The organism is Paenibacillus sp. 19GGS1-52 (genome assembly GCF_022369515.1).
Taxonomy (GTDB): domain Bacteria; phylum Bacillota; class Bacilli; order Paenibacillales; family Paenibacillaceae; genus Paenibacillus_AQ.
The window spans coordinates 2,522,509-2,542,112 of sequence record NZ_CP059724.1 but is presented as its reverse complement, the minus strand read 5'-3'; the positions used below and the strand labels follow the sequence as shown (position 1 = coordinate 2,542,112).

The window sequence follows — 19,604 nt, the reverse complement described above, 5'->3', positions numbered from 1 at the left end:
TTAAAAACCAGGGGATTTTCGTCACTTGCAGCATTGCAAAACCTGCAACACTATTACTTCCTATTGGCAGTCGTTATTCCACTATTTCTGTGAAATCGACGTTCTCTACGATCCAGCGCTTGCGGGGATCTACTTTATCACCCATCAGCGTAGAAATGCGGCGCTCGACCTTAGCGATATCCTCAATCTCTACCCGCAAGAGTGTGCGAGACTCTGGATTCATTGTTGTTTCCCACAATTGATCCGGGTTCATCTCACCTAATCCTTTGTAACGCTGCAGCTCGAAGTTTTTACCGAACTCCTTCAAGTAATTTTGCAGCTCCTCATCACTCCAGGCATAGCGTACTGTTTCCAGCTTACCCGTTTTGCGAGTCAGCTTATACAATGGCGGCTGGGCGATATAAATCTTGCCTGCATCAATCAAAGGCTTCATATAACGATAGAAAAAAGTCAGCAGCAGCACCTGAATATGCGCACCATCCGTATCCGCATCGGTCATAATAATAATTTTGGAATAATTGCTTTCTTCCACAGCAAATTCGGGACCCACACCCGCTCCAATGGCCGATATGATAGCCTTATACTCGTCGTTCTTCAAAACATCCAGCAACTTTGCCTTCTCCGGATTCATTGGCTTACCCTTAAGGGGTAATATAGCCTGAATTTTGGAATCACGACCTTGCTTCGCCGAGCCTCCGGCTGAATCACCTTCTACAATGAATAGTTCTGTACGCGTAACGTCCTTGGACTGCGCAGGTGTCAGCTTCCCGCCAAGATTCGAGCTCTCGCTGCGTTTCTTGCCGGTGCGGATTTCATCGCGGGCTTTGCGTGCCGCTTCGCGGGCCTTCGAGGCCTGAATCGACTTTCTAAGCAGACTTTGCGCTACCTGTGGATTCTCTTCCAGGAAACGAGCCATTTTTTCGGATACGATATAGTCCACTGCACTGCGAGCAGAAGCGCTGCCGAGCTGATCCTTGGTCTGACCCACAAACTCAACATCAGACATCTTGATGCTGATGACAGCCATCATGCCTTCCCGCAGATCATTGCCCTCCAGATTCTTGTCTTTCTCCTTAAGCATCTGGGTACGGCGGGCATAATCATTTAATACACGGGTATACGCTGTTCTAAAGCCCGTTTCATGCGTCCCCCCGCTACGGGTAGGAATGGAGTTAACAAAGGAAGCCAGCGTCTCTGTATACCCTGCATTGTACTGCAGAGCTACCTCCACCTCAATATCATCTTTCTCCGCATTAAAATGAATGACATCATGCAGAACATCCTTGCCCTCGTTCAGGAATTCTACGAATTGTCTTGCTCCACCTTCATAGTAGTATTCATCCTGGCGATTGGTGCGGTCATCTGTAATCAAGATGCGCAGACCGGAATTCAAGAAGGCAATCTCCTGAACCCGTTCGGCAAGCGTGTCATAGCTCAAGGCAATACCATTCGGGAAGACACGAATATCCGGCTTGAAGGTAACCTTCGTACCGGTTTTATTCGTATTTCCCATCACTTCGAGGCCGGTAACCGGTTCACCTACATGCTCTTTTCCGTTAGGATCAGCCCAATATTCGAAACGCTGCCGATGGATCTTACCCTCACGATAAATTTCTACTTCCAGCCATTCGGACAAAGCATTGGTGACCGAAGCCCCAACCCCATGCAAACCGCCCGATTTCTTGTAGCCAGATCCGCCAAATTTACCGCCCGCATGTAGAATGGTGAATACAACCTGCGGCGTTGGCACTCCTGTCTTATGCATTCCGGTTGGAATCCCCCGGCCGTTATCGATCACGGTAACCGAGCCGTCCTTGCGCAGTGTAATATCAATCTTCGAGCAGTGCTTAGCTAAATGCTCGTCTACGGCGTTATCCACTATTTCCCATACAAGATGGTGCAGTCCCGAAGAACTGGTACTGCCAATATACATGCCGGGCCGTTTGCGGACCGCAACTAGACCTTCGAGCACTTGAATGTCGTCAGCATCGTATCCAGTCAGGCTAACACCGCCGTCCTTAGAGACTTCAGCAAACATATCGATCTGTTCGAGCATTCATGCTCCTCCTTCATTTCTCACTTATACTTTATTATATTTCAAAAAATGCAAACAAACGTTTCCTCACTTTGTACATTCTAATTCAAAATATCACGTTTCGTAAAGACGGTGAATGAAATGATCACGGAAGCAAGTCCCCAAACAGCCAATACAGCCATGGAAAAAGCCAGTGTCATCCCCTCAATAGGCGCCGGTGTGCCTGCTAAATAACCGGTGAGGCCCAGATTAACCATAAATAAATATTTGGCGGTTGTCCAGGCTGAGGCCATATTTGTCAAAATGGTGCCGGCGATCAGTGCTGCCATCATTACCACAATACTCGCCGCTGTGCTGCGTACCAGAACTGATACCATAAAGGCAAGCAAAGCAACAACGACACTTACGAACCAGATCAGCCCGCACTGCATGAGCAGATATTTCCATTGTGGCACAGCATGCACGGTTGACATATCCACCGAATCTCCACTGATCTGAAAGCCTGTAAAGACGGGGACATTAAATCCCTTATATCCAAAGGCTAATCCGGAAATGAGATAACTGACCAGAAAGGTGGAGAGCACAATCAGCGAGACAAACATCAACAATGCTGCCATTTTGCTAAAAAGCACTTTCCAGCGTTTAACTGGCCGAGTTAACAGCATTTTAATCGTCCCGGTTGTCCGCTCTCCAGAAACCAGGTCGGAGGCCACCGCCATGATCAACAGCGGTATGAACAGCGAAACTGAATTATCCAGAAACTCACGAGTGAAGGTTACACCACTAGGTTCATTCGGATTAACATCGTGGTTGAGATAATACTGCAGCTGTTGGACAAATATTTTTCGGTAGGATTTCCATTCCTCGGGAATACGGTCGCTGCCGAGCGAATTCTGATTGTCTGTGATCTGCTGCTGAACCTCGAGCCGCCAGTCCGAGTTGAACTTATTCTGACTCCGCTCAGCTACACGCATCTGTGCATAAGTAAACATTGGCACTAGCACAAGCAGAATTAGCAGTATAACATAAAAACGTTTCTTTTTTATAATCTTCAGGCACTCATTGCGGATAAGTGGCAACAGGTTAATCAATGGTCTCACCCTCCGTTAGCTTCAAGAATAACTGTTCCAGTGTCGGATTGATTTTATGCACTGCCCTTACCTCAACCTCAGCAGAAACCAGTACAGCTACGATCTCAGGAATCATATCTTCATCCATAATCGTGATCAAGGAGTTCGGGCCCATGCCTGCAATGATAGAATCGTCGAGCGTAACCTCACCCAGCTCCAGTAGCTGAATATCAGAACGATTAACCATTAATTCCCGAGCTCTGTCAAAAGGCTCCAGCTCCCATAATACATATGGAGAATTTCGGGAGACCAGCTCATTTACACCGCCTACAGCCAGCACACGCCCCTTGCTGATAATGGCCACACGGTCACACAGCAGTTGAATTTCGCTCAGCAGATGACTTGAGACGAATACAGCCAATCCTTCATCTGCGAGCTTGCGGATGAATTCACGCAGCTCCTTGATCCCTTTGGGATCAAGTCCATTTGTAGGCTCGTCCAGAATTAGCAGACGCGGGCGTCCGAGCAAAGCCTGGGCAATTCCCAGACGCTGGCGCATCCCCAGCGAGTACGTGCTTACCTTATCATGTATGCGCTGGTCCAGCCGGACAATATCTACTACCTCGGCAATACGAGCTTTATCTACGCCAGGCTGCATTCGGGCAAAATGCTGCAGATTTTCCCAGCCAGTCAAATAGGTGTATACCTCAGGATTCTCCACGATCGAGCCGACATATTGCAGTGCTTTTTCCGGATTGCGATTTACGTTGAAGCCACAGACCGTAATCTTCCCTTCACTGGGCCGGATCAAATCTACAAGCATGCGGATAGTCGTCGTCTTACCTGCTCCATTCGGGCCGAGAAAGCCAAAAATCTCTCCCTCTTTCACGTCGAACGTTACATCATCAATAATCCATTTGCGGCCTATTTTTTTACGAACCCCGTCGACAGACAAGACGACTGCTCCGGAGCCACCGCTCTTTCCATTTGTCATATTCCATACAGCTCCTGTTGTTTACTGTTATCAAAACAAATTGTCTATACAATTTGTAGAATATTACCTAACACCCTAACGTACAGCCTGTACGATCCGTTCACCCATCCGCTGATAGCCATCGCCATTGGGATGAAAATGATCCGAGGAGAGATATTTGTCCAGATGGCGGTTGAAGAGATCAAAGGTTGGGACCAATGTCATATTGCTGTGTTTGTTAATAATATCCATCGCCGCATTATTCCAAGCGGCTACTGCCTGATTGCCCGGTACTAGCAAATCAGGGATATCCCCGAACGGATTATATAGACCCAAATAATAAATTTGTGCCTGCGGATTAATCTTTGCAATACTATCTAATATGAGACCCAATCTCTTCGCGGCTTCCGGAAGTGCGGTCAATAGAGCCTCCGGAGTCAAATCCTTATCTACAGCCATGGAGTTAGATGTGGTAGAACTGTTACTACCATCCTTAAGAATGTCTGATCCCCTGAACAGATCATTTCCGCCGATAGAGAGCAGAATAACATTCGCCTGACGTAGCTCATATTGGACTCCTTCTTCTTTTAGACTGCTCTGCAGCCCCAATGTGGTCTGGCCATTAATACCCATATTGCCAAGCAGTTCAGTCTGTTCTCCATCTGCCGCTAAGCTGTCTACAGCACGTTTCACAAAACCAGCGCCAGTGTTGTCACCCGTCCCTTTAGCCAGTGAATCTCCAAGAGCTACTACTTTTAGTAGTCCGGTAGTCTCAGTGAGCGGGGTCGCCGTACCCTGTGGCAGAGAAGTCTGGAGCGTGTCACCTGCCGGATTAATGATGTCATTCACTGCATAAATAAAGCCAACAATTAAAAGCACGGTCGCTGCTATGGAAATCAAGCTTACACTGCGCCACGTCCACTTGGAATCATTCAAAATCTATCCCTCCGTATGCCGTTTCTATTCTGTATTGTTCCACATTTTACAAACTTCTTAACTATGTAGATAAACATAATTCTTCTATGCGTAATTTGCAAATATTCATATTAAGAATAACCCTTGTATTTCCGGCAAAAATCGACACTCCCCGACTAGAGCATAATAAGATTTTAAAAAAAAATTAAAAAAAGACTAGCTTTTATTTCTGAGACGTGATATATTATTTTCTGTTGAGTCACAGCAACGCACGGGTTATTAGCTTAGCTGGTAGAGCAGCCGACTCTTAATCGGCAGGTCGCTGGTTCGAACCCAGCATAACCCATAATGGCAAGAAGAAGCGGGTGCCGTCCTTTTATGGACGGCACCCGCTTCTTCGAGAAATATAAGGATAAGTTATCGTGTGAACATATAAATTCCTATATTTTAAGAAAAGAAGCAAGAGCTATCGCTCTTGCTTCTTTTTTATCTCAAAATCCCACACCAAAAAAACGTTCCCCGATTGTAGTCGGAGAACGTTTTTTGGTGCACAGCTGTTACTATTTGCCTACAAATTCTTGTACCCAATAATTATTATCGAAACCTACTCCAATATAATTAAAGTTTGCACTCAAAATATTGGCACGGTGACCCGGACTATTCATCCATGCAGTCATTACTTCTTCCGGTGACTTCTGTCCCATCGCGATGTTCTCCCCTGCATAGGAATAAGTAACCCCAAACGAAGCCATCATATCAAAAGGTGAACCATACGTAGGCGAAGTATGTGAGAAGTAATTGTTAGAACGCATATCTGTCGCTTTGGCTGCTGCAACCTTGTTCAAGCTATCCAGACTGGACACAGGAGCCAGGCCAGCGGTGGCACGTTCCTTGTTCACAAGCGCCACGATTTGTTGCATATATGTTGTATTAGTGCTAACAGCTACTGGTGCTTTTGTTGGCGCTGGCGTTGCTACTGGTGCTTTTGTTGGTGCTGGCGTTGCTACTGGCGCTTTTGTTGGTGCTGGCGTTGCTACTGGTGCTTTTGTTGGTGCTGGCGTTGCCACTGGTGCTTTTGTTGGTGCTGGCGTTGCCACCGGTACCGAGGTTGGCGCTGCTGTTGGCTTTGTTGTAGGCGTGCTGCCCTTTACCGGAATCATGCCATCTACAATGATGAAAGAAAATCCCTTTATATTATATTGACTTAAATACTGTAATAATTGCGCGTAGCTGGTGCCTGCTTTTGTCACCGTAGTGTCATTTGCTGCCGCGCTGGCTGTGTAAGGAAGAGAAATGCTCAGCGCCATAACTGCGGCGACACTTCCACCTATCATTGCTCTCAAAGTCTTGCTCTTCATTCTGCCATCTCCTTATTCTTGATGTATTTTCTGTGCTGTCGGGAATTAGTCAGCCACAAAGATTACAAACCTGTAATTTCTTCCTCAGTTATTGTAACATATTTATTTGGGTTGTGTGCTTCTAAATTTTTACATTAAATCAAGCCATGAATGGCATTTCCTATAGCAAATCAGGCAATAAAAAATCCTCCTCTTTGTAGCTGAGGAAGATTCTTATATCCACCAGGTTGTGGTCTTGTATTTTAATGAAAGGATTGCCAGAACTCCCCTTCGGTCGAAATAAGCCCCATAATCTCTGCATAAGGAATACGGAAGGTCGGGAAGCCGGCCGCATAAGGAGCAATCTCATAGGGTGCAAAATAAAGATAAAGCGCCTCTTGATCCACAAAAAAAGGCTGATCAGCGGTTATTCCCTTATAGGTATCCGGAAATACGTAAGAGTATTGTGGATCATTCGCAATCTGCTTGCCAACGATTTCACTCAGCTTCGCGACGTATCTGCTACCTGGCTTAAACAAGTCGCTAAGCCCAAAGAATCTGCCATTGCGCAAATTAATATGCGTATAGATTCTTGACGGCATGCCATGTGCAGCTCCAAAGGGGAAGCGGTAACCATTCAGCTCCAGCACCAGGAGGTTTTTGCGGAAAAACGATACGGCAAAATCTCCAGTGTAGCTGAACTCTGTTGATGCCCCGCCACCTCCCGCTCCTTCAGCCAGTGAAAGCTTCCGCAGTTTAGCATTAACTTCACTGGAGACCGCCGAATTGGCGATTCCTTCAACAACCGGATAATAGACCAGATAGTCACTGTTTGGCTTGTATTTCTTCTCTAGGACTGAATATGGGGGTCTCAGCGGGATGACACCATTCTGTCTCCATACCTGCTTACCCCTCCGGTCATAGTAGGCTGTACGCAGATCTACATCCGCTCTAATTAAAGGACCGTTCAAAGAGAGTGTTCCTGAACCCGGAACTACAGGAGGCTGAGCGGCTCGGCTGCCACTTTTATCGATAAAATAAGTCTCCTTGGCATCATAAACCGAAGCCAGGCCCTCTTGATAATTATTAACTCCCAGCAAAGCATGGTTATTCAGAATTCTTCCAGTTTTCGCATCAGCAATGACATAACGTGAACCACGGTACGGCTGATTGGGATACATTGGAGTGCCGAGTGCTACCCTTTCCTCACCCAGTTGTAGAACCTCATAGTATTTTGCTGGAATAATAGCTTTGCCTTGCTTATCTATCAAACCATAGGCGTTGCCATAATCCTCTGCCGTATTGATCACCGCTCTGCCTTCGGAGAAGGGTAAGGCCGCCGTGAACTGCGGTTGAATGGCGATTGTGCCATCTGTGTGGAGATAGCCGTACTTGCCGTTCTCCGTCGCCTGAAATGAAAGCAGGGCATCTCCCGGGTTGCCCACAAAAGGATAATTATAAGTGTGCAGACGTTGACCTTCAGGATCAATAAGTGCATATTCGCCATCCGCAATCTTGACCAGTGCCATCCCGTTCATAAAATCTCCCGCATCTAAATAAATAGCAGGCAGTACTTCTTTACCTTGCGGATCCAGATATCCATAATGGGAGGGTCCGCTTGTACTCTGATGGGAAAATACAGCGCGCCCCTCATGCAGAGAGTTCAGATAATCATATCGCGCCGAAGTCACTTCTTTCCCTCTTTCATCAATGAAGGTATACCCTTTAAGGTCAGATACCACTGCGCGTCCTTCCGAAAAAGGAGCTATAAAGGAATAGACTGGTTTTACTTTCTCCCGACCTGAGCTGTCGATCAGGCCACTGCCCCCTTTAGTCTGTACAATAGCTAGCCCATTTTCCTGAAAATCCTCGGCATATTCGTATCTGGGCTCAATCACTGTAAGCCCCACATCATTGATATACCCCCACAGTGTACCCTCCTTCAGCTTAAAGGGGGCTGGATGCAGTGCCGTTGTACGCAGCTCGTTTCCCTCTCCCGCTGGCAGCACGAATAACGTCTCAAAAGGACTTCTGGAATAGTCAACACGGTACAAACCCGACTCTGCGGGAATCGTTACAAACAGATCATCCTCCGCACGGATGAAATCCTCATCTTGCTGCGAAACATATTCATTCCAGCCAATCCCATCCCATTTCCATACATCAGCCTGTAACAGGCCGTTCTCATTCCCGTCCCCCAGCTCATTCAATCGAATCCTCAACATGCAGTCGCTCCCCTTTAACAAAGGCATTTGCCTATAGTTTATGGGGGAGGGTGGTTTTTGTGCTTTTTGATCGTGCAGGGAGCTGGTACTTGTGCTGGCGTGCTAGGCTGATGCTCCGGTGGACGCTCCGAGAACGGAACGTTGCTCCCATCGCTGTTGTCTCCAAGTTTCCTGATTGAACCGCTAGGCGGTTGAAACTTGGAGACAAAGGCGACCGCTGCCGCTTGTACGCAATCATTCCGTTCTCTCCGCTGCCTTTCAGCGTGCCCGCACTTACCCCAGTACCCCTTCCCTTTCGAGAAAAAAAGCCCGAAAACACCCTTTTGGGAGGGGTGTTTTCGGGCTTTACAAGTGGCGGTTCCCTCACTTGAAAAAAGCCTTTAAGTAACTTGCACAACCAGCTATGTAGCACATCTAACCAACCAATCCTTAAGTAACTAGGGTTTTGCTTACGAAGGTTATCATTTCGGAGCGAAGCAATCGAAATACAAAAAGCGTTTGCTGTATGTCGCAAACGCTTTTTGGTACTACACCTGCTTAAGCGAGGTGATGGGGAGTAACGAAGGGGAATTTTGGAACTGTAGGAGCGATAGCGACCGCCTTTGTCTCCGGATTGTTACCGCTAAGGTAAAATTCAGACAATCTGGAGACAACAGCGGCCGGAAGTCCAAAAGTTCCCCGCAGTTACGAACATGTCAGCGAGCCCTGATTACTTCTTCGAAGAATACTTACGCATATCGAACGCTACCGCAGCGATGATAATCAAACCTTTGATGATCAACTGGTAGTATGGGCTGATGCCGATAAAGGTCAGACCGTAGTTAATGAGGGTAAAGATGATAACACCGACCAGAACGCCCGGAACAGTACCGATACCGCCTGTGGTGGAGACACCGCCGACTACGCAAGCTGCGATGGCATCAAGTTCATACATGTTACCATAGTTATTAGTTGCTCCACCTGTTCTTGCAGCTTCGAGTACACCAGCCAGACCATAAAGAGCACCAGCGATAGCATAGATGTAGATCAGGTTCTTGGAAACGTCGATACCTGATACTTTAGCAGCCTGCATGTTGCCGCCGATAGCATACATGTTCTTGCCCAGCTTGGTCTTGTTAAACAGGACCCAGACAATGGCGGCGACGACCAAGGCTATGATGACGATGTATGGTATAGAATATTGCCCACTGCCGAAGAATCCCGAACCAATTTTAGTGAAGTCAGGACGCAGACCACCGATAGGTTGCGATTGGTTCGGATCCATATCGAAGTACAGGGAATTCAATCCGTATACGATAACCATTGTGCCGAGTGTGGCAATAAATGGCGGAACATTAAGCTTGGAAACGATAATACCATTGACCAGACCACAGAGGAGACCAGCAACAATGGCAATGAGAATCGGAAGCCATACTTGCACATGTGGCAGATCTGGATAGAAACGACGTGAATAGTCTGGAATTTGCAGCATAGAAGCGGAGATAACCGCTGTGAAACCTACGACCCGGCCTGCAGACAAGTCAGTACCTGCTGTAATGAGGATAAAAGCAACCCCAAGCGCGATGATAATCCGCGTAGACGATTGAATCAGGATATCACGCAAAGTATTTACAGAGATAAAGGCTGGTTCATATAAAGCAATACCCATAATTAGAAGTACCAATACGATATAAATAGCGTTCTGAGTAACAAAAGCTTGAGCTTTTTTAGCGTTCATTAGTAGTGTTCCCCCTTAAAGTTACGCGAAGTACTTCGTAAACATAATTTATTCCTATCCTAGTGCTGTGCAGCGAGACGCATAACTTCGGTTTCCGTAGCTTGTCCGCCTTCTAGTATACCTGTGAGTTTACCCTCCGACATCACCATTACACGATCGGACATTCCGAGCAGTTCTGGCATTTCAGAAGAGATCATAATAATACTTTTACCTTGCTTCGCCAAATCGGCAATGATGTATATCTCGAACTTGGCTCCAACGTCAATTCCGCGAGTCGGCTCATCCAAGAGGAGGATTTCAGGCTCGGTAAGCAACCATCTCGCAAGTAGTACCTTTTGCTGATTACCACCTGATAGATTCATAATCAACGTCTTAGTTGTAGGTGTTTTGGTACGCAATTTCTCAATCATTCTATCTACTTCTACCTTCTTCTTCTTGCCATCCAGCAGCAGGTAAGGTTTCTGATAACGATCAAGATTAGCAATCGCCGCATTCTCATGCACCGATAACACTGGGAAGATACCCGTTACACGACGTTCTTCAGTAAGCAAAGCCATACCATGGGCCTTTGCATCCTTGGGAGAGTTGATTTTGACTTGTTTACCTTTAATGGAGATCGTTCCTGACTTGACAGCACGCAGACCAAACAGTGCTTCAATAACCTCTGTTCTCTGAGCACCGACCAGGCCGCCAATGCCGAGAATTTCGCCCCGCTTCAGATCAAAGGTAACATCCTTAAAGGATCTTGGCTCAGGTGAAGTTAAACCTTCAACTTTCATGTACACTTCACCTGGGACGTTAAAGCGTTCAGGGAAACGATTGGTCAAATCGCGACCGACCATTTTAGAAATGATGATGTCAGTAGTCAATTCTTCCGCTGGCCATGTGCCAATTTTTTTACCATCACGCATGATTGTAACTTCGTCAGAAATCTCCAGAATTTCTTCCATTTTGTGAGATATATAAATAATAGCTACGCCTCTTTTTTGCAGATCCCGAATAATTCGGAATAAATGCTGTACTTCCACGCTTGTGAGGGAAGAAGTAGGTTCATCCATTACAATAACGCGGGAATGAAAGGAGACAGCCTTCGCGATTTCAATGGATTGGATTTTGGATACAGACAGCTTGCCCACCAAAGTTTCGGGGTTTAGATCAATATCCAGATCTTTAAATAGATTTTCCGTGTCAGTATACATTTTCTTGTGATCAATAAACTGAATCGGTCCGATTCCCTTGGTCGGAAAACGTCCTAACCAGATGTTCTCCATTACACTGCGGAACGGCACAGGATGCAGTTCTTGGTGAATCATAGAGATTCCGTTCTTAAGCGCATCGTTCGAGCTACCAATGGAGGCCTTCTCGCCATCCAGAAATATTTCACCGGCATCCGGTGAGTAAATACCAAAGAGACATTTCATGAGTGTTGACTTACCAGCACCGTTTTCGCCCATCAAAGCATGAACCGAACCCGGTCTAACCTTTATGCTTACTCCGTCCAGTGCTTTTACGCCGGGAAATTCTTTTGTTATATTATTCATTTCCAGCAAAAACTCAGCTTCAGCCATGTTGTTACGCCTCCTACACTTTTTTTCTGTTTACATGAGAGGCACAGCGGTTCCATCCTATTCCCTATCCGAAAGGAATTCCGGGAAGCGATTAACCGCTCCCCGGTAAACTCATTTAATTTAGGATTGTATCTGTGTCTGTATTTGTATTAGAGAGAATTTATTTAACGTCAGCAACATTGTCCTTGGTGATTTTCTTGTAGGAAATCCACACATATTGGTTGTCAGTGATGTCAAAGCCAACATTTTCTTTCGTAGGTGTTTCACCTTTTGCAAGCAGTGCGGCAACAGTAATAGCTGCTTTACCTTGGTTGTTAGCATCGTTCAAGACAGTTCCTAGCATAGTGCCATCTTTCAGCGCTTGAACAGCAGGGGCAGTTGCATCCACACCTACTACAGGCATGAATTTATCGCCAACGAAATATCCAGCAGCTTTCAAAGCTTCGATAGCACCAAGTGCCATGTCATCATTGTTGGCAAGAACAGCTTCAATTTTGTCGCCGTGGGAGCCGAGGAATGCTGCCATTTTTTCTTGACCTTTTACGCGATCCCACATTGCAGTATCTTCAGCCAATTTCTCAACTTTGATGCCGGCATCTTCAATAGCTTGAATGGAGTAGGTTGTACGCAGTTCAGCATCTTGGTGTCCTGGTTCGCCTTTAAGCATTACGTATTGAAGCACTCCGTCTTTGTTCTTGTCAGCTTCAGGGTGTGCTTTCCAGTAATCAACGATCAGTTGTCCAGACATTGTTCCGGATTCTTCTGCTTTAGCGCCTACATAATAAACTTTATCCCATTTCTTCATATCTTCAGGAAGGGGTTCGCGGTTGAGGAATACAACCGGAATGTTAGCTACTTTTGCTTTATCGATAATAACGCCTGCAGCTGTACGGTCAACCGGGTTGATCAGCATGCCGTTATATTTCTTAGTTACGAACAAGTCAACCTTGTCATTTTGGGTGGGTTGGGAATTTTGGCTATCAACGATATCTACTGTTGCAACATCCTTAGCAGCTGTTTCGATTGCGTTGCGAACACCAGTCATGAACGTGTCATCGAATTTGTAAATAGCAACACCGACTTTAGGCAGCTCAGTAGTTTTTCCAGCATTCGCGGAATTTGTAGCTGTACCGGAGTTTGCTGTGTTTGCGGTATTATTGTTGCCGCCGCAGCCTGCAAGAGCAGCACCCAGCAAAGCACTTGCAAGTAAAACGGAAGTGATTTTTTTCATATTAATTGACCTCCTGATTTATGTTTCTTTTTTTGTTTCGCCCCAGGTTGTCCCGGGTACATCCTTATTATGCCCTACGTGAAAGCGGTTGCGAATATAAAATCCTACTCTTTTTTATGAAAATTCTCCTACACTATCAGGATCCCTAACTATCTGACAAAGGGAAATAACAATTTCTGGTTTTCGGGCCACAGCATGTTATCCAGATCGATCAGCTTCGTTCCAGTATCTACACGTTCAGGAACATCCATGCCTTCAATAACCTCAACAGCATACTTTACAGCTAAATATCCGTTACTGAACGGATTCTGAATCACTGTAGCTTGAACGGTCCCTTCCTGCAGCAGTTCCATCATCGAAGGTGAACTATCAAAAGCAACCATCTTTATATTGTTCATTCCCAAGCTTTTTATGACCTTTGCAGCGCCTTGCGAAGCCGTCTCATTTAAAGTCGCAATCCCGCGCAGCTTAGGATGCTTCAGCAGCATCAGTTGAGTAAGATCCTCAGCATTTGTAATGTTAGAAGAGGTGTAGGAAATTTCAACAACTTGAACATTCGGATAACGGGCGGCATAATTCAAAAAGCCTCTTTCCCGTTCATCTGCGTCCCGTGCACCATAATCAACAGGGCTCGTTGATTCCGGCTGTTCGTTCAGAGATGAATTTGTAAAATTGATAATACCGATTTCCCCATATCCATTCAACAGCTCTATAAGTCTTTCTGCAGATTTCTGCCCTGCTTCATAACCATTCGATCCTACATAGGTTCTAACTCTCGCTGAACCAACCTCTGCATCTACTGAAATTACGGGTATTTTATAATAAGCGGCTTGATCCACCACCTGGGCCAACCCCATGTAGCTGCTGGCCGCCAATATAATGACATCCGCCTTCTGTTTAATAGAAGCTTGCACCATGCCGATCTGCTCATCAATGTCACTCTCTGAATCAGGAGCCTTGAACGTCAGCTTGACATTAAATTCCTGAGCAGCTGCTTCCGCTCCCAGCTTAACTGTATTCCAGTAATCCCCCTTGTTCATTTTCACAATCATATGAATATTGCGGGTCTTGTTCGTGCTAATATAATCCGGAGCCGAGTTAAAGCAGGAAGTAACTGTGGTCCATACTGCCGCACACATCAGCAATGTAAGCCAAAACCGTTTTGTCTTCATGCAGATGTCTCATCCTCCTTCTCCTTTGGTTTGTCCAAATTCTCCTGATTCTTCAGTGCTGGGAAGGTAATAGTCACCGTTGTTCCTTCCTCAATCTCACTCTCAAATGTAAGTCCGTATTCACGCCCATAATAAAGTCCAATCCGTTCATTCACATTTCTGACGCCAACACCGGAACCACTTCCGCTCTTATTACCGCCAGTCAGAATAAGCTTCATGGTTTCCTGCGACATGCCTAGCCCATTATCACTGATCACAATGACAATAAGCTCATCGCGCAGCTCTGCACTAATAGAGATAAAGCCTTCATCAGGCATCATTTCAATCCCATGATAAAGTGCATTCTCGACAATCGGCTGCAGGATTAGCTTAATCGTCTGCAGTTGCAGCACTTCTTCTTGGGCCGTAATTTTATAGCGAAATTTATTCTTGAAGCGAATATTCTGAATGACCAGATAGTGCCGTATATGATCCAACTCTTCTTGTACCGTAATAATATTTTTCCCTTTGCTCAGACTAATCCTGAAAAATCTGGATAACGACTGAATCATCGTTACTACTTCCTCTGTTTTACCCCGTTCGGCAAGTCGGATGACCGAGTTGAGCGTATTGTACAAAAAGTGCGGGTTGATCTGTGACTGCAGCACTTCAAGCTCACCCTTGCGTTTGGTCTCCTGTTCATAAATAATCTGATCCATCAACTGGCGAATCCGCTGCAGCATCAGGTTAAATCGTTTGGACAGCTGTTCAACCTCATAGGCCCCTCTGACATTAATCGGAGTATAGAGGTCACCTTCTCCTACCAGTTTAACTGTACGTTCCAGTCTCCGGATCGGGCTGGCAATAAGTGCTGACAAGAGAATGGAAACAATAATTACGCCTAGGATGACAGCTGACAGGAACCAGGCTAAGAACTGGTTAAGATCACGTTTTGTCGTCACAATCTCATCATAATAAGCCACACCGACAATTTTCCAGCCCGTCTGAGCTAAAGTGCGCACGGTAATAAAACGTTTCTCGCCAGTGGACTCGTCCAGATAACTGCGGTAAGCATACTCCAATACAGGCTCGACATTCTCATACTTCAAGCCTGCGTATATAAGCTGCTGTTGTGGATGATATACGATGTTACCTAATGAATCGAGGATGTAGGCGTATCCTCTTTTGCCAAGTTTGACCTGCTTGCTCAATTCATCAATGGTGCGAAAGTTAAAATCAATTAGCAAAATACCGGTTTTCAGTTCACCGTTCTCCCGATATTGAATTAGCTTGCTTACGGAAACGACCCAAGTGTAACGACCCTTGAACAAATTCTGTATATGAGGAGCTGAAAAGGCAACTTCCGATGTCTTCTTAGCCGAAGTGAACCAACTCTGGGTGTCCAGTTGAGTATTCAGACGCATATCTTGACCTGGAGTGCCAATGACATAACCGCCCTGTGGCGTAAAAACGGCAACAGATACGATATCCTCTCTGCTGCCCATCAGCATGCCTATTCTCTCGCTTAGAAGTGCTGAGTCTACAGAGGAACTATTGGTGATCTGCCCTTCTGCTGTTTCAAAAATGTTCCGCATCCCATTCACATAAAGCTCCAGGTTGTAATTGACCTGTTCAATAATCTGCTGCATGTTCAGATTGGCATTCGCTTCGGCCGTCTTGGCAAACTTGTTGTACAGCATAATACTAACGATCACTGCTACAAGTACAGTGACCGTCGTAAAGGTAAACGTAATAATAAGCTGGATGCTGCGCAGCTTGGAGGAAATCCTTATCTTGTTTCCCTTACGCCGCTGCGGCCGCAATGGAAAGAAAAAAGCCTTTTCCTTAGGCATGGACTATCCTCCTCTGGAGCTATTTTTATACTCTTTAGGTGATTGTCCATATTTCTTACGAAAGCAAAAACTGAAATAGTTGGGATCGGCAAAGCCTATTTTTTCGGCAATTTCAAAAGCTTTCAGCTCTGTGGAACGCAAAAGCTCTTTCGCTGCTTCTAGGCGGATTTGCAGGAGATAGCTAACAAACGTCATTTTCATTTCTTTTTTAAAGATACTGCTAAAATAGCCTGTACTGATATGCAAATGCTGGCAGACTCTGCCGATGGAAATGTCAGATTCCTCATAATGACTGCGTATATATTCCTTCGCTTGATCAATAAGCTGTTTGTAGCTCGATTGCCGTTCCGAAGCTATGGTATCCATGAGCTGGCTGCAAACCGTAATAATCCACTGCTTAGCTTCACTCATATTATTAAACTTATGCATATCAGTGAGTGAATATATACCAGAGCCAATGAACTCTGTGGTCTCACTACCCGATTCTTTGGCCACTCGCAGGATTGAAGTGATGATCTCCAGCAGAAATATCTGATAATCCTGTGTAGATACTTGAGCGGCATCCAGTCCGCTGAACAACTCCTCAACCACTTCTTTGAGCTCCTGCGCCGTTCCCAGTTTAATGGTTCGCATTAAAGACTGCTGGCTCAACTCATCATAATCCAGCATCCGGTTAGACCGTGACTCCACGTCTTCGATCCAGATCACTCTATTATTACCAAGAATGAGACGATAATCCAGCGCCTGCAGTGCATCCCCGAAAGAATGGAAGAGCAACGCGGGAGTCTCACAGACCGTTCCAGTGCCAGCAGTTATAGTAAGCTTTAGAAAGCGCTGTACATTGAGGCGAATTTCCTCCAGAATCTCCAGCGTCATCCGTGTAATCTCAGCTTCATCTTTATCCTCTCTGATTGAGAGCATAACCACATCATCACGATGAATAAAAACTTTGCCGAAGCGATGCTTGTTACATATTTCCTCTGCAACATTCAGCACCGCAAACAATTGCAAATTCCGGTCACCGGTATCTCGCAATGAAACTGGCTTACCCGAGGGTAAATCTGATTCTCCATCTGTACGAATATGATCCACGCGGATTACCGAGGCCTGGAACAACTCCCCTGAAAGCATAATTCCATATTCCATACTCTTCTCAGCAATTTCCGAAGGAGGCAATCTACGAGAAACGAGGGAGGACAAGAACTGCTCACGCAGAACAGGAAGACTTTTGCGGTAATGTTCGCTTAATACAAATACATTTTCTTTCTCTGCTATTTCCGCTTCGATTGTCGCTCTGACCTTTAAGAGGATGTCAATCAATTCCTGCGAAGAGAAGGGTTTTAAAATATATTCATCAATCTGCAGCTTAATAGCCCGTTGTGCATATTCGAATTCATCATAACCTGTCAAAATAATGATCTTGGTATTGGGGTGGTGATTGCGAATCCATTCGGCCAGCTGCAGTCCGTTCATGAAAGGCATCTGAATATCAGTGACGACAACATCCGGCAGCAAGCGGTCAATGGACTCCGCAGCTTCTCTACCGTTCTCCGCCTGATCTACGACTTCGAAGCCATAATGCTCCCAGTCAATCTGTCCGACGATTCCTTCTCTTACGTCTTCTTCATCTTCAACAAGAATTAATTTATACATGCATCATCCCTCTTTGAACATTGTTTGAATTGTAATAAAACCATTCTATATGATTCAACCCCTGCAATCTATGTTTAAGTTAAGTTATCGCATCATCAGAACGGGTTTTAATTCTTATATTACAAAAAAAACCATCCCGCCTATGCCGGGATGGGGATGATCGGTTACGTATAAAGTTTCTACAGCAATGCTTTGTTAAAGCGGTAGCCTGCTGTCTTTTCGAATCCGATGTGACGGTAAAAAGCATGCGCTGGTGCGCGCTCTACACGGTTGCCGCTTCTCAGGAAGAGCTGGCAGCAGCCCTGCTGACGAGCCCATTCTTCTGCAGAGGCTACAAGTCTTTTACCGAGACCATTGCCTCTGCATTCCTCTGATACAATGAGAGCGGTAATCTCTGTAATACAATCCTGCTGTTTGTAATAAGACTTTACCTGTCTGAGTCCGATCATTCCCACAACTTCGTTATTTAATTCAGCAACAAGTGTGCAATGGAAAGGGTCATTCTCCATGCCTTCCATTCTCTCTTTCATCACGCTAAGCGTTGTTGGATAGCCGAATTCCCGTAGAAGCTTTGTTACTATCTCCAGATCATTCATGCCGCATTTGCGAATTTGCAGTACTGGTGCTTCAATACTACTGTTCATCCTCATATACCTCCACTGTTAGCATAGACGCTGCCTGCTTGGCTGTCGTCCGCGCGATTTCCACATCTTCCGCTGTACTTAAGGCTACTGCCATCCGCCGTCCAGGCCGGACTTCCGGTTTACCAAACACTCGAACCTGAGTACGTGGAAGTGCCAACGCCTCACCAAGTCCGGAAACAACAAAGGCTCGTCCTTCACCTTCTGCCTTCAGCGTAGCTGAAGCGCCTGGGGTCAGCAATTGTACTGAATCTAGCGGGAATCCCAGAATCGCTCTGACATGCAGGGCAAATTCCGATAAATCTTGTGTAACCATTGTCACCATGCCAGTATCATGAGGTCTAGGAGAGACTTCACTGAACAATACGCCATTTGCTGTAAGAAACAGCTCCACTCCAAAAATACCACGGCCACCGAGCTGATCGGTTACTGCTTTGGCCATCGACTGTGCTTCAGCCAGCAAAGTGTCATCCATCGGATGCGGCTGCCAGGATTCCACATAATCGCCGTCTTTTTGAATATGTCCGATAGGCGGGCAAAAGATTGTTCCAGATACTGAGCGCACTGTCAGCAGCGTGATTTCACTCTCAAAGGTAACGAACGCCTCCACGATAACACGTGTTCCTTTGGCTCGTGCTCCCTCAAGCGCAGTGTTCCAGCAATCTTCGGCATCCTCCGGTTTACGGCAAATACTTTGACCTTTACCGGAGGAGCTCATTATCGGCTTAATTACACAAGGTGTACCCAGCTCGTCCACAGCATGGCGCAATTCGTCCAGACTATCCGCGAAGCGGTAAGCCGCTGTCGGCAGTCCAAGCTCTTCGGCAGCAAGCCGACGGATACCTTCCCGGTCCATCGTCAGCCGAGCCGCACGTGCGGTTGGGACAACGAAGAAACCTTCTTCCTCCAGTTCCTGGAGAGCTTGAGTAGCAATGGCCTCAATCTCCGGTACGATAACATCCGGCTTCTCGGCACGAATCAGGGCTTTCAGTGCCTCAGCATCCAACATATCAATACAATGAGAACGATGGGCTACACCCATCGCCGGTGCGTTATCGTAACGGTCCACCGCTACGGTCTCTACGCCAAGGCGTTGAGCTTCAATAATGACTTCCTTACCCAGTTCCCCACTGCCCAGCAGCAGCAGCTTATGGCTTTGAGCTGAAAAAGGAGCTCCCCACATTGTCGATATCAACCTCTTTTTCGCAAATTTGACTGAGAAGTTCCCTGGTAGT

The 19,604-nt window shown here is 46.1% G+C and carries 14 protein-coding genes and 1 tRNA gene; 1 reads left to right on the top strand and 14 read right to left on the bottom strand.

Features of this window, described 5'->3' with window-relative positions; translation table 11 throughout:
• Positions 1-73 precede the first annotated feature (73 nt).
• The 4 genes from parE to H1230_RS11895 all read right to left on the bottom strand — a co-directional run bounded on the left by parE (position 74) and on the right by H1230_RS11895 (position 5,014).
• Positions 74-2,056, bottom strand: a complete 1,983-nt coding sequence (parE, locus tag H1230_RS11910; protein ID WP_239715668.1) for a DNA topoisomerase IV subunit B — start codon at positions 2,054-2,056, stop codon at positions 74-76.
• An 80-nt stretch (positions 2,057-2,136) separates the two neighbouring features.
• Positions 2,137-3,126 (bottom strand): ABC transporter permease, encoded by a 990-nt coding sequence (locus H1230_RS11905; protein WP_239715667.1) that lies wholly within the window; start codon positions 3,124-3,126, stop codon positions 2,137-2,139.
• Complete coding sequence (locus H1230_RS11900) at positions 3,119-4,099, bottom strand: ABC transporter ATP-binding protein (protein ID WP_239715666.1); 981 nt, start codon at positions 4,097-4,099, stop codon at positions 3,119-3,121. The genes H1230_RS11905 and H1230_RS11900 overlap by 8 nt, the downstream gene beginning before the upstream one ends.
• A 75-nt stretch (positions 4,100-4,174) precedes the next feature.
• Complete coding sequence (locus tag H1230_RS11895; RefSeq protein WP_239715665.1) at positions 4,175-5,014, bottom strand: GDSL-type esterase/lipase family protein; 840 nt, start codon at positions 5,012-5,014, stop codon at positions 4,175-4,177.
• 252 nt (positions 5,015-5,266) lie between these two features.
• On the opposite strand from H1230_RS11895, the gene H1230_RS11890 reads away from it, so the two are divergent.
• A tRNA-Lys gene (locus H1230_RS11890) sits at positions 5,267-5,339 on the top strand.
• Positions 5,340-5,553: 214 nt separating this feature from the next.
• On the opposite strand, the gene H1230_RS11885 is transcribed toward H1230_RS11890, so the two are convergent.
• From H1230_RS11885 to purT, 10 genes are all read right to left on the bottom strand, one after another.
• Complete coding sequence (locus tag H1230_RS11885) at positions 5,554-6,351, bottom strand: CAP domain-containing protein (RefSeq protein WP_239715664.1); 798 nt, start codon at positions 6,349-6,351, stop codon at positions 5,554-5,556.
• 242 nt (positions 6,352-6,593) lie between these two features.
• Positions 6,594-8,555: a WG repeat-containing protein gene (locus H1230_RS11880; protein WP_239715663.1), complete on the bottom strand. Its 1,962-nt coding sequence runs from the start codon at positions 8,553-8,555 to the stop codon at positions 6,594-6,596.
• A gap of 709 nt (positions 8,556-9,264) precedes the next feature.
• On the bottom strand, positions 9,265-10,272 hold the full coding sequence (mglC, locus tag H1230_RS11875; RefSeq protein ID WP_239715662.1) for a galactose/methyl galactoside ABC transporter permease MglC: 1,008 nt from the start codon (positions 10,270-10,272) through the stop codon (positions 9,265-9,267).
• Positions 10,273-10,331: 59 nt separating this feature from the next.
• On the bottom strand, positions 10,332-11,840 hold the full coding sequence (locus tag H1230_RS11870; protein ID WP_239715661.1) for a sugar ABC transporter ATP-binding protein: 1,509 nt from the start codon (positions 11,838-11,840) through the stop codon (positions 10,332-10,334).
• Between the two features lie 160 nt (positions 11,841-12,000).
• The gene (locus tag H1230_RS11865; RefSeq protein WP_239715660.1) at positions 12,001-13,071 is read right to left on the bottom strand and encodes a galactose ABC transporter substrate-binding protein; all 1,071 of its coding nucleotides are present in this window, start codon (positions 13,069-13,071) and stop codon (positions 12,001-12,003) included.
• 149 nt (positions 13,072-13,220) lie between these two features.
• Complete coding sequence (locus H1230_RS11860) at positions 13,221-14,243, bottom strand: substrate-binding domain-containing protein (protein WP_239715659.1); 1,023 nt, start codon at positions 14,241-14,243, stop codon at positions 13,221-13,223.
• Entirely contained in the window at positions 14,240-16,075 is a 1,836-nt protein-coding gene (locus H1230_RS11855) for a sensor histidine kinase (RefSeq protein WP_239715658.1), read from the bottom strand. The genes H1230_RS11860 and H1230_RS11855 overlap by 4 nt, the downstream gene beginning before the upstream one ends.
• Positions 16,076-16,078: 3 nt before the next feature.
• Positions 16,079-17,728: a response regulator gene (locus H1230_RS11850; protein WP_239715657.1), complete on the bottom strand. Its 1,650-nt coding sequence runs from the start codon at positions 17,726-17,728 to the stop codon at positions 16,079-16,081.
• Positions 17,729-17,907: 179 nt separating this feature from the next.
• On the bottom strand, positions 17,908-18,372 hold the full coding sequence (locus H1230_RS11845) for a GNAT family N-acetyltransferase (RefSeq protein WP_239715656.1): 465 nt from the start codon (positions 18,370-18,372) through the stop codon (positions 17,908-17,910).
• Positions 18,362-19,552 (bottom strand): formate-dependent phosphoribosylglycinamide formyltransferase, encoded by a 1,191-nt coding sequence (purT, locus tag H1230_RS11840; RefSeq protein ID WP_239715655.1) that lies wholly within the window; start codon positions 19,550-19,552, stop codon positions 18,362-18,364. Before purT ends, H1230_RS11845 begins: the two co-directional genes overlap by 11 nt.
• Positions 19,553-19,604 lie beyond the last annotated feature (52 nt).